Origin of the sequence: Clostridium sp. 1001271B_151109_B4, assembly GCF_015670405.1 — a bacterium.
GTDB lineage: Bacteria > Bacillota > Clostridia > Clostridiales > Clostridiaceae > Clostridium.
Genome location: NZ_JADPBQ010000019.1, coordinates 24,071 through 36,759 on the forward strand (window position 1 = coordinate 24,071; position 12,689 = coordinate 36,759).

At 28.8% G+C, this 12,689-nt stretch carries 13 protein-coding genes; 2 read left to right on the forward strand and 11 right to left on the reverse strand.

All coding sequences use genetic code 11. The features are described 5' to 3' along the window. Window positions 1-5 precede the first annotated feature (5 nt). The 11 genes from I4V63_RS12480 to I4V63_RS12530 all read right to left on the reverse strand — a co-directional run bounded on the left by I4V63_RS12480 (window position 6) and on the right by I4V63_RS12530 (window position 11,278). Window positions 6-743: a dihydroorotate dehydrogenase electron transfer subunit gene (locus I4V63_RS12480; RefSeq protein ID WP_196001578.1), complete on the reverse strand. Its 738-nt coding sequence runs from the start codon at window positions 741-743 to the stop codon at window positions 6-8. Window positions 744-756: 13 nt separating this feature from the next. Further along, window positions 757-1,629, reverse strand: coding sequence for an orotidine-5'-phosphate decarboxylase (gene pyrF, locus I4V63_RS12485; RefSeq protein ID WP_196001579.1), 873 nt, complete (start codon window positions 1,627-1,629; stop codon window positions 757-759). A 33-nt stretch (window positions 1,630-1,662) separates the two neighbouring features. Next, window positions 1,663-2,865 carry a dihydroorotase gene (locus I4V63_RS12490; RefSeq protein ID WP_196001580.1) on the reverse strand — a complete coding sequence of 401 codons (1,203 nt, stop codon included), beginning with the start codon at window positions 2,863-2,865 and terminating at the stop codon, window positions 1,663-1,665. A gap of 5 nt (window positions 2,866-2,870) precedes the next feature. Further along, the gene (locus I4V63_RS12495; protein WP_196001581.1) at window positions 2,871-3,302 is read right to left on the reverse strand and encodes an aspartate carbamoyltransferase regulatory subunit; all 432 of its coding nucleotides are present in this window, start codon (window positions 3,300-3,302) and stop codon (window positions 2,871-2,873) included. Next, window positions 3,302-4,222, reverse strand: a complete 921-nt coding sequence (gene pyrB, locus I4V63_RS12500) for an aspartate carbamoyltransferase (RefSeq protein WP_196001582.1) — start codon at window positions 4,220-4,222, stop codon at window positions 3,302-3,304. The genes I4V63_RS12495 and pyrB overlap by 1 nt, the downstream gene beginning before the upstream one ends. A 189-nt stretch (window positions 4,223-4,411) precedes the next feature. Beyond that, window positions 4,412-5,191: a serine hydrolase gene (locus I4V63_RS12505; RefSeq protein ID WP_196001583.1), complete on the reverse strand. Its 780-nt coding sequence runs from the start codon at window positions 5,189-5,191 to the stop codon at window positions 4,412-4,414. Window positions 5,192-5,441: 250 nt separating this feature from the next. Then, the gene (locus I4V63_RS12510) at window positions 5,442-6,542 is read right to left on the reverse strand and encodes a 6-phosphofructokinase (RefSeq protein ID WP_196001584.1); all 1,101 of its coding nucleotides are present in this window, start codon (window positions 6,540-6,542) and stop codon (window positions 5,442-5,444) included. A 215-nt stretch (window positions 6,543-6,757) separates the two neighbouring features. Then, window positions 6,758-8,407: a tetratricopeptide repeat protein gene (locus I4V63_RS12515; RefSeq protein ID WP_196001585.1), complete on the reverse strand. Its 1,650-nt coding sequence runs from the start codon at window positions 8,405-8,407 to the stop codon at window positions 6,758-6,760. Between the two features lie 172 nt (window positions 8,408-8,579). Beyond that, window positions 8,580-9,371 carry an ABC transporter permease gene (locus tag I4V63_RS12520; RefSeq protein WP_196001586.1) on the reverse strand — a complete coding sequence of 264 codons (792 nt, stop codon included), beginning with the start codon at window positions 9,369-9,371 and terminating at the stop codon, window positions 8,580-8,582. Between the two features lies 1 nt (window position 9,372). Continuing rightward, window positions 9,373-10,131 (reverse strand): ABC transporter ATP-binding protein, encoded by a 759-nt coding sequence (locus I4V63_RS12525; RefSeq protein ID WP_196001587.1) that lies wholly within the window; start codon window positions 10,129-10,131, stop codon window positions 9,373-9,375. 112 nt (window positions 10,132-10,243) lie between these two features. Then, window positions 10,244-11,278, reverse strand: a complete 1,035-nt coding sequence (locus tag I4V63_RS12530) for an ABC transporter substrate-binding protein (protein WP_196001588.1) — start codon at window positions 11,276-11,278, stop codon at window positions 10,244-10,246. Between the two features lie 231 nt (window positions 11,279-11,509). On the opposite strand from I4V63_RS12530, the gene I4V63_RS12535 reads away from it, so the two are divergent. After that, window positions 11,510-11,902 carry a CidA/LrgA family protein gene (locus I4V63_RS12535; RefSeq protein WP_196001589.1) on the forward strand — a complete coding sequence of 131 codons (393 nt, stop codon included), beginning with the start codon at window positions 11,510-11,512 and terminating at the stop codon, window positions 11,900-11,902. A 4-nt stretch (window positions 11,903-11,906) separates the two neighbouring features. Further along, complete coding sequence (locus I4V63_RS12540; RefSeq protein WP_196001590.1) at window positions 11,907-12,611, forward strand: LrgB family protein; 705 nt, start codon at window positions 11,907-11,909, stop codon at window positions 12,609-12,611. Window positions 12,612-12,689 lie beyond the last annotated feature (78 nt).

Genomic DNA, 12,689 nt, shown 5'->3' on the forward strand with positions numbered 1-12,689 from the left:
GTCTATTATAGTTCTACATAGTATCCATCAAATACCGGACCATCTTTACAAGTTCTTTTATTTCCATCTTTAGTCTTACAAGTACACACTAAACATGCCCCTACGCCACAAGCCATATGTTTTTCCATTGAAACATATACTTTTACTTGCTTTTCTTTACACATTTCTACAACTCTTTTCATCATAACTTCAGGACCGCAACATAATACTGTATCATATTTATCTAAATCTAATATTTCTGTTACAAATCCCTTATGCCCATATTTCCCTGTATTCGTAGAAACAAAGCTTTTATCAACAAATTCATTTATTTCATCTATTAAATACACATCATCTCTAAACCCTGCATAAAGATCCATTTTTATATCTTTATTTTTTTCTCTTAGCCTTTTAGAAAGCTCTAACATTGGCGCTGTACCAATTCCTCCACTTACTAATGCAACTCTCCCATAGTCCTCTTCTAAGTTAAATCCATTACCTAAAGGTCCATTTAAACTTATTGTATCTCCCACTTTTAATTCTGCATATTCCTTAGTCCCAGCACCTACAACAGCATAAACAAAAGTTAGTGTTTCCCCATTAGTTTCACATACACTTATAGGTCTTGGAAGAAGAGTTGCTCCATTATGCTTAAGCATATAAAACTGACCTGCTTTTGCTTCATTCTTATCTTCCACAATCATCTTAAAGATTCCATTTTGAATTTCTTGATTTAATAATACTTTTCCTTGTGTGTACTTCATAAACTCCATCCTCCTAAAGACTATTAACTGCGTTTCTTATTTCATCTCTCATTCTTATAGCTTCTCTTCTTGCACAAGCAGCAAATTCTTCTGGTTTATTTTCCTTTTTATATGCTAAAAGAATAGCTCTTGATGAGTTTACAACTCCACCATTTCCATCTCTTAAGTATAAAGCTACATCTTCTGCCTTTCCACCTTGTGCACCATATCCAGGTATTAAGAAAAACATATCTTTATATCTTTCTCTTATTTCCTTTCCTTCTTCAACATGAGTACATCCAATAACTCCACCTATTGCTGAATATCCACATTCGCCTTTTACAGCTTCACCCATCTTAGTAAGCTTATCACCTACAACTTTATAAACCTTACTATTATCTTTTGTATCTATATTTTCTATATCTTCAGCACCTGGATTTGAAGTTCTAACTAGTACGAAAACACCCTTATTTCCACTTTCCATATATGGCATATATGGTTCTATACTATCCATTCCCATATATGGACTTAATGTAATAAAATCTGCTTCAAAATCTCCACTAAAATGCCCTTTAGCATATTGAGTTGCAGTTGCCATTATGTCTCCTCTTTTTATATCTGCAATTATAATAGCATCTCTTTCTCTTAAATATTCTAATGTTTTCTTATATGCTATAAGACCAGCTAATCCTAAAGCTTCATAATATGCTATTTGAACTTTAAAGCATGCTACAACATCTAAAGTTTCATCTATAATTGCTTTATTATATTCAACTATTGCTTCTTCTACTGATCTTCCTTCTAAAATATGTTTAGGTATGTATTCAACAGCAGTATCTAATCCTAAGCATACTACTCCTCTTTCTTCAACTCTTTTATATAATTTATCCATTATTAAACTTTTCATTTTTAATTTCACCTTTCTACACTTATGATAACATTAAACTTCTTTACTATATATTACTTTTCCGCCTCTTATAGTCTTTATAACTTCTCCAAAGTATTTTCTTCCTTGGAAAGGAGTATTCTTACCTTTAGATACAAATGTTTCTTTATCAACTATTACTTCCTTATTTAAATCAACTAATACTAAATCTCCATCTTTTCCAACATTAACTGTTCCTTTGTTCATTTTAAGTATATTAGCCGGATTTTTAGACATTAATTCACTTAATTTATTTATAGAAATATTGTTATTTTTTACTAATTCTGTATAGCAAATACTAAATGCAGTTTCTAATCCTACCATTCCTGGAGCACCCTTTTGCTTATCTTCCTCAGTATGAGGAGCATGGTCTGTCCCTATGCAGTCAACAGTTCCATCTTTAATTCCGTCTACTATTGCATTAACATCTTCTTTTTCCCTTATTGGAGGATTTACTCTATAATTGCTTATATCTGTTGTTAATCCTATATGATGTGGTGTAACCTCACAAGTTACATTTCCACCTTCATTTTTAGTTCTTCTTATTGCATTAATTGATTCAACTGTACTTACATGAGCCATATGTAATCTTGCACCTGTTACTTTAGCTAAATATAAATCTCTTATAGTCATTAAATCTTCTGCAATTCTCATATCTATTTTAGAAAATGTTTTATCTTCAGCATGAGACATTATAATCCAATTATTTTCTTTTGCTTTTTGCATAGCTTTCATCATAACACTTGAGTCCATAACCCCAACGCCATCATCAGTTATAGCCACTAGTTCTTTATCATCATTAAAAGCCTCTAAGTGCTCTATAGACTTTCCACAAAAGTTTTCTGTAATTGATACACATTGATGAACATCAATTAATCCAACTTCTTTAGCTCTATTTCTAACATACTCTACTACTTCCTTTGTTGAGCAAATCGGATTAGTATTTCCCATTAAGCATACTCCAGTATATCCTCCTTTTGCTGCAGCTTTAGAACCACTTTCTATATCTTCCTTATGAGTTAACCCTGGTTCTCTAAAGTGAGCATGAGTATCTATAAAAGATGGCATCACTGTATATCCTTTTGCATCAATCACTTCAATACCATCTTTATTTATTTCTTTACCAATTTGATTTATTACTCCATCTATTATTAATATATCACCTTGAAAATTTTCATTTGCATCTATCACGTCAGCATTCTTTATTAATAAATTCATAACTTTTATACCTCACTTGGATTTATAATTTGTTCACAATATTCACATTTATAGCTTCCTTTTTCTCTATCTAATAACTTAAAGCTATGTGGTATATAACTTTCTACTGAAGTAATACAATTAGGATTTTCACATATTAATATATCTTGAACTTCTTCAGGAAGTTCTGGTTTAATCTTACTAACAATAACCTCATCTCTCACTTCATTTATTGTGATACCTGGAGAAAGTAACCCAAGCACAGTATAATTTATTTTTTCTAAATTTTCAATTTTTATTATATCTTTTTTCCCCATCTTTTTACTATCAGCATTTATAATTAATGCTACTTGATGTCCAAGTTCATCTAACTTTAAATATCTAAATATTTTAACACCCATACCAGCTTTTATATGATCTAACATAAATCCATTTTTTATACTAGTTATTTGTAGCATTACATTACCTCCAACAACTTAACTATTAAAGCCATTCTTACATACATTCCATATTCTGCTTGTCTAAAATATACTGCTCTGTCATCACTATCAACTTCTGTTGCAATTTCATTTACCCTTGGAAGTGGATGCATTACTATCATATCTGACTTTGCCTTTTTCATTTTTTCATTATCTAATATATAACAATCCTTTAATCTTAAATATTCTTCTTCATTAAAGAACCTTTCCTTTTGAATTCTTGTCATATATAATATGTCTAATTCTCCGATTACTTCTTCTATATTTTCTACTTCTCTAAAAGATATATTATTTCTTTTTAGTACTTCTTCTCTTATATATTCTGGAATTACCAATTCTTTTGGTGATATAAGTATGAATTTAGTATCTTTATATCTAGACATAGCCATGATTAAAGACTGAACTGTACGTCCGTTTTTTAAGTCACCACATAATCCAATTGTATGTCCTTCTAATGTTTCTTTTTGTGATTTAATAGTTAACAAATCTGTTAATGTTTGAGTTGGATGTTGATGCCCACCATCTCCTGCATTTATAACTGGAACTGATGAATACATGCTTGCGACCTTTGCTGACCCTTCCTTAGGATGTCTCATTGCAATTATATCTGAATAAATTGAAACCATTCTTATAGTATCTGCTAATGTTTCTCCTTTTGCACTAGAGCTTGAGTTTGGTTCGGAAAACCCCAATATTTTCCCTCCTAATCTCATCATAGCAGCTTCGAAACTAAAACGAGTTCTTGTACTTGGTTCATAAAAAAGTGCGGCTAAGATTTTACCATCACAGATGTGCGAAAATTCTTTTGGATTTGAAATTATTTTTTCAGCTAATTCAAAAATTTCATTAAGCTCCTCTTTAGAAAAATCCATGGGGCTTATTAAATGTTTATTTATCATTTATAGTCACTCCTTTTTAACATCACTGTGTTAAATTTAAAGAATACAAAAAACCTTCCTTAAAATTTAAGGAAGGTATAGTAATCTTATAATATGGGTATTATTACAACTTCCTTATGAATCTCTCGGATTCCTTTAAAGGTTCTTTTTTGTTAGAATAACATTACATTCAAATTTTGTCAATGCAATTTAATTCCAGTTGTTCATTACCCCATCCCACATCATTTTACCACATTTCGCTAAAGATACTGTTCCATAAACACTATTTGGTATATCTTCAGATAATACAGTAAATGTAAATTTTCCTTTTGGTAATTCTAAATATGCAGTATCATTCTCGACACCCTTTTTATCTCCAGTTTTACTTGATATTTCTATTTTTAAATCATCAGGAATGTATAATGCTAACTTATTTTTAATTTGTTGTCTTCTTAATATATCTATAAGCATCTGACCATTATCTTTTGATAAGAATGTTCCATTGGCTAAATGTTTCCATATCCTTGATAAATCATATGCAGTAGTTATATTTTCAACATCAGTAATTACAATCCTTTCATCATTCGTTTTTCTATTTAATCTTGTATTCTTTAATCCCATAGCAATTATATCTTCATTAATCTGTTCCATTCCAACTATATCTATAATTTTATTTGCTGCAGTATTATCGCTTTGTATTAGCATTATTACAAGAAGCTCAAATACTGTATATTCTCTTTCATTAAATTCATGAATAATTCCTGTTCCGTAAACCTTATCTCCACTTTGGATTTTAACTTTATCCATAAAGTCTACTTTCTTATCTTCTACCGCTTTAATTAACGAAACAGCTATTGGAAGTTTCATACATCCTGCGGCAGTCATAGAAACGTTTTCATTGTATCCATACACATAACCACTTTTTAAATCTTCAAAAAAGAAACTATATTTCCCGATTCTTGATTCTAAATATTTCTTTATTTCTTTCATAATACCCTCCTAAATCCACTGATTCAATAAATTTCTCTTGCTTTAATATAAGTATATCATATTGTCAGAATATTTTGAAGTATTCCTTTAAATTTTTTTCCATTTTTGTACACTCATCAAATCTATCTAACTTATTTTTAATACTTATAGTCTTAATTTTAAAAATAGTGACAATTCTGCAAAAAATAATTGTACATTATAAAATCATTTTTTGCATTTGTCACTATTTATATACTTTAATATTTACTTATTATTCAGCAAAAGAAATTCCTATCTTTTTAGCAACTTGTACTAATTCTCCCTCTGGATTTACTTTCTTAGTATTTTGCCCTATTACATTTTCTAATGTATCACTAGTGATAGTATCTCCTTTTAAACAAACCATTCTTCCAAACTTTCCTTCCATCATTAATTCAACAGCTGCTACACCGTATCTTGTTGAAAGAATTCTATCATAAGTAGAAGTATTACCCCCTCTTTGAACATGTCCTAAAACAGTACATCTTACTTCATGTTCTTTAATTAGCTTTTCTAAATCATCAGCTAACTTATTACCTATTCCGCCTAATCTTATTGGATCTGGACTATCTGCAACTATTTTAGATACTACAATATCTCCATCTTTAGGTTTCGCACCTTCCGCTACTACTATTATAGTAAAGTTTCTTCCTTCCGCTTCTCTTTCTTTTACTTTTGCTGCAATTTTATTAATATCATATGGTATTTCTGGTAAAAGAATTACATCTGCTGAACCTGCTATCCCTGATTCTAATGCTATCCATCCTGCATTTCTTCCCATTACTTCACAAAGCATGATTCTATGATGTGATTCTGCTGTTGTATGAAGTCTATCTAAAGCTTCTGTAACCACATCTATTGCAGTATTAAATCCAAATGTCACATCAGTAGATGCTAAATCATTATCTATAGTTTTAGGAACACCTATTACATTGATACCTTTTCTAGCAAAATCTCTAGCTGATGTTAATGTTCCATCACCGCCAATTACAACTAAAACATCAATACCTTCTTTTTTTAGATTTTCAACTGCTACATCAGATACATCTTTTTTTACCATTACCCCATTTTCTTCAACGAGATAATCAAATAAATTATCTTTATTTGAACTATAAAGAATGGTACCTCCTCTATGTAGTATACCAGCTACTGAATCTAAGTTTAAAGAAACAAAATCATTATTATATAATCCTCTATATCCAAATTTATACCCTATTACTTCGATACCATAATTTAATATTGCTGTTTTTGTTACGGCTCTAATTACGGCATTCAGGCCTGGACAATCTCCACCACCTGTTAATAACGCTATTTTTTTAATTTTTTGTTCCATTTTAAATTCCTCCCTACCCATCTACTTAAACTAATAACCTTTCAGCATTTTTTCCTTATAGCCTACCTATTACTACATAGTTTTTCATAAAATTCAGAATATTTCCTCTTATAATATAATATCATATATTCAAATAACTGGAAAGGGTTTTTTTCAATTTGTACTTTTCTACAAAAATAAATGAGAGATAGTATTTACACTATCTCTCATTTTTACTAATATGCTAATTCTAATCCTTGAACATCTATTGTTATATTTTCATCATTAACATACTTATCGTATACTTTTTTAATTGCATTATAATTATTTGTAATTAATTCTTTTGATGCGCTATCTATGGAACTTGGCATATCATTGTATGCTGATTCAATATTTGAATATGCTCTCCATACATCTTTATCTACTGTAATGTAATAACATGCTGCATTATTTAATGCTAAAATATCTTTTTCGTTCAATGAATATGCTTTTCTTATATTTTCAATAGCTTTATCATATTCTTTTTCATTATAGTAAATAGCACCTAAAGCTCTGTAATAATCTCCATTATCTTTATCGATATCTATTGCTTTATTTAACTCTAAAATTGCATCATCAACTTTTCCTATATCTAGGTTTAGTAATGCTAAATCATAATATACTTCGGTGTTATTTTTATTCAACGTTAACGCATAATCGTAATAATACTTAGCCTTCTCTAAATCAAGCAATTTAGCTTCATATAATTTAGCAATATTCATAATTAAATTATAATTATATGGTTCATTAAATATAGCTATTCTAATATAACTTTCAATTTTATCTGAATTTTCTGTATCAATTAATATATTAGGCATTAATATTCCATAAGTATTTTCATACTGCTGATTAGCCAATATAGCTTCATTAGCAAATTCTTTTGCTTTATCATATTGACCTTTACTATAGTTATCCCAAGCCTTACTATATAAATCTACATATGAATCTTCTTCTAATTCATCAGTATTTATATTATTTTTTATTTCGTTAATCACATTTTTACTAAAATCAATATCATTTTTATCAAATGAATTAATTAAATTAATCCAAATTTTATAAACTTCAACTTTTGGATTTTCTTCTGATAATTCTGTTACTTCCTTCAATAACTTTTCTTTATCAGATTGACAAACTTCCATTATAACATCATATAATTTTATTTCATTCTTATCAATTTCATATGAAAGTCTTAAGTTTTCTAAACCATTATCATAATCATTAATCATTATTTGCATCTTAGCTAAAGTAGCTAAATCATAAGCACTATCCTTATCAACTGGATAAGAGTTTACTATTCCTTTTGCTAAGTCTTTTTGATCATTTGCCAAATAAATAGCAAACATTGTTTTTAATAAAGGTTTATATGTATTATAAGTTTCTAAATAATATTCACCAAAACTTTCTGCTTGCTCTAACTCATTATTCATATAAAAAGTGAATACTACTTCATTAATTAATTCTTTATCCTGTTCTAAATACTCATCTCCGCTTTCAAGTATTAACTTATCTCTTTTTACTATCGCTTCTTTCAATAAGTTATTTGATTGAGTTGTATCGCCTTGGATAGAGTATATTTCAGCTGCTCTTACAGTCCAAATTGGCCATGCATCTTCTTTTTGCATTGTCATATATTCATTTATAGCTTCATCATACTTACCATCGTAGTAATATTCTTCTGCTTTATTATTCGTTATTGTAATTGTCTTTGTTCCCATCATGCTTTGTATTGATATTAACACTACAAAAGCAAATAAAATAGAAAGACTTATCGTAATTATTGGTTCAACATATTTGTTTTTATTTGACTTCTTACTAACATTTAAGGAGTCATTTTTTTTGTTTTCCATAATCCCTCCATTTGTTTAATAAATATTCCTAACAATAATTCTAACAAAAAATTAGTTTTTTTTCAAATATTAATTTATGAATTCGATATTTCCCACTAATTTATGTAATTAAAAATGGCAAATTATTAAATACTTTATTTTTAATTAATTAATTTGCCATTATTAGATAAAATTATTGTCTTTTTTTTACTAATCTATTTTCTATTACAGCTACTATCTCGTACATTATAAAGGCAATTACAGATAAAATTACTATACTCATCATAACCATATCTAATTGAGCTATTTGCCCACCATATATTATTAAGAACCCTAATCCTTCTCTTGCAACCAAAAATTCTCCCATGATAACTCCAACCCAAGAAAGTCCAACATTTATTTTTAATGCAGAAATGATAACTGGTACAGAAGCTGGGAAAACTAAATATCTTAATTTTTGCCACTTTGATGCTTGAAAGGTAGTCATTAATAGCATTTTTCCTTTATCTACTTCATTAAACCCTGTTAAAACACTTATTATTGTTGTAACAATTGAAATTAGCAATGCTATTGTTATGATTGCTGATGTACCATTTCCAACCCAAAAGATAATTATTGGAGCAAGTGCTACTTTTGGTAATGCATTTAATACTACTAAATAAGGATCAAGTACTTCTGATGCTGTTTTTGATGCCCATAATAATATTGCAATTGCTACTCCTAAAACCGTACCTAGCGTAAATCCAATTATAGTTTCATAACAAGTTACCCATATATGCCTAAATAATGTACCTTCATTTATAAAGCTAACTAATGATTTTATAATTCTACTGGGACTTGAAGTTAAAAATGGATCTATCCACTTTAATTGTGCGGCAATTTCCCATAGTGCAATAAATGCTACTAGAATTAATGCTCTTATTATTCTTACTTTCCACTTATCCCTCTTAACTTTTTTTAAATACAATTCATGTTCTTTTTCCATACTAATTATCCAACTCCCCCCATAACTTTCTAAAGTACTCATTGTACTCTGGTTCCTTTCTTTTATCGAAAGGAGTTGCATCTTTATTCTTAAATTCTATATTTACATCATCTTTTATATAAGCTGGCCTAGAAGTTAAAATTATTACTCTTTTGGACATTACGATAGCCTCACCTAAATCATGTGTTACCATTATTGCTGTTTTCTTTTCCTTCTTAATTATCTCATAAACATCATCTGTCATTTTTAATCTACTTTGATAATCTAATGCAGAAAATGGTTCATCAAGCAATAGTATTTCGGGTCTTAAAACTAAGGTTCTAATTAAAGCTACCCTTTGTCTCATACCACCAGATAATTGTGTTGGCTTATGCGACTGAAATTTTTCCAACCCATAACTTTTTAGTAATTCATCTGCAAATTCTATGTTTTCTTTTGTATATATTTTCTTAACTTTAAGCCCTAATAATACATTTTCTCTAACAGATAACCATGGAAACAAATAATCTTTTTGAAACATATATCCCATTTTATCTAGATTATTTTTCACATCTGGATCATTAAATTTAATTTCTCCACTTGATGGAGTTAATATCCCACTTATTATATTAAGCAATGTTGATTTTCCACACCCTGACGGACCAATTATACTTATAAATTCACCATCATCAACTGAAAAGCTAATATTTTTAATCGCTTCTGTAACTCCTTCCATAGTATGATAGTTCATATTTATATTCCTTATTTCTAAGAGACTCACTTTACCACCACCCCATAATAATTTTATAGTTATAGTTAGTAGTTATTTGTTTATTTTCTTAAATTAATTTTTCTAATTTTTAACTACTAACTAAACTATTTATAGTATTAGCTTATTTTGTTGCCTCTTCTGCAAAGGAGTTATTTACAATCACATTAAAATCTGGTCTTGTTTGGATCAAGCTTGAATCATATCCTTGTATAATATCCATTAGTTTATTTAAACCATCTTCACTTACTTCAGGAGTTTCTGAAAATGCATCTATACTCTTATAATTGTCTATTACTTTAACTATTACATCTTTGTCAGTTCCTGGGAAAAATGAACTAATAGAGTCAGCAATTTCTTCACTTGTATGTTGTTGAACCCATAATTGACCTTTGTAAATTGCATTTGTAAATTTTTGAATTATTTCTGGATTTTTATCCATATATGATTTAGTTGTATAGAAACAAGTATAAGCAATATTTCCTGCTTGTTCTCCTACTGAAGAAACTATACTACCACCACCATCATTTTCTAACATTGTAGCAGTTGGCTCAAACAATGCAACATAATCGCCAGTGCCAGATTTGAAAGCACCTGCAGTAGCTGTAAAATCAACATTAGTAACCATGCTTACATCATTTTCAGGATCTAATCCATTTTCTTTTAGTACATACTCAAGGGCCATTTCTGGAATTCCACCTGGTCTACCACCTATTATTTCTTTACCTTTCAATGTTGACCAATCAAAATTTTCTTCAGCTGCTCTTCCAACTAAGAATGAGCCATCTTTTTGTGTTAATTGTCCAAATACAACTGGATAATCTTCTCTTCCTTGATTATAAATATAAACAACTTGTTCTGGTCCTGAAAAGCCTATATCTGCGTTTCCACTTAATAATTGTTGCATAGTTTTATCTGCACCTTGACCTGTAGATAAATCAACATCAAGTCCCTCTTCTTCAAAAAAACCTTGACTTATTGCAACATACATTGGAGCATAAAATACAGATCTTACAACTTCATTTAATCTAACAGTTTGTAACTTTGTATCATCAGTACTTTCTTTTGATGAATTATTTTTCCCACAACCAATAAATGTAGATCCTACTAAAGCAACTATACTGAATATAGCTGCAAAACGTTTAAAAGTTTTATTCATACCTACTCCTTTTTAGATAAAATTGTTTATATTATTATGATTTATATTATGATATATGATTATTTTTTGTTAATTTCTGCAATCGTTTCATCTATTTATTTTTCATAATTTCAAAGATTTCTCTATTATAAAACATACTTCTTACCATATAGACATAACATTACTTTATATTATATTATATAACAATAAACTTTTTAAATTTTATACTTAGATTTATAAGGAGGATTACTCATGAAATTTTTTAGAGAATCAATTTTGATCCTTTCAATTTATTTTGCTGGTGAAATCATTTCAGGACTATTTCATATTCCTATTCCAGGAAACATTATTGGAATGATATTGCTATTTTTATTATTAACTTCTAATATATTAAAAGTTGAAAAGGTTGAAACACTTTCTAACTTCTTCTTAGATCATTTAGCTTTTTTCTTTATTCCTGCATCGGTAGGATTAATGACTTCATTTAGTGATCTAAAAGGCAGTATATTAAAAATAGTTTTATTATGTATACTAACAACAATAATCGTATTATCAGTTACAGCACTCACTGTAGAATTTATTTGCAAGAAAAAACAAAAATCAGCAAATGATAATGGCGATAAACTTACTAAAAAGGAGTCATAAACAAATGGATATATTTACAAATAACATGTTTTTTGGAATATTTATATCTCTTATAGCATTTGAAATAGGTTTATTTATTTATAAAAAAACCAAATTTCCACTTTTTAACCCACTTTTAATTGCTACAATAATCGTAATAGGCTTTTTAAAGATATTTAATATAGATTTTGACACTTACAATCAAGGTGGTCAATTTATAAATATTTTTCTTGGACCTGCAACAGTGGTTCTAGCTGTTCCATTATATAAAAACCTTAATTTACTTAAAGAAAACTTTCTTCCTATTTTTTCGGGAATATTCGTAGGTAGTTTAGTTAGTGTATTATCTGTTATTTCAATTTCTTTTTTCTTAGGATTAGATAATAGTCTAACAATTTCATTGTTAGCTAAAAGTGTAACAACTCCAATAGGAATAGAAATTACAAATACACTTGGTGGTGTTACTTCAATCACTGTTTTAGCTATTATATTATCTGGAATAATAGGAGCAATTGTAGGTCCTACCGTCTTTAAAATATTAAGAATTAATAGTCCAATTGCTAGAGGTATTTCATTAGGAACTTCTTCTCATGCTGTTGGAACTTCAAAAGCCTTAGAAATTGGAGAACAAGAAGGTGCCATGAGTTCATTATCTATCGGAGTTGCTGGTATAATAACAGTATTTTTAGCACCTCTATGTTATTCTCTGCTTTCAATACTAATTAAATAAATTTATATAAAATAAGTCATAGTATCTGCTGATTACTATGACTTATTTTATATAAATTTATTCAATCTAATTAATACA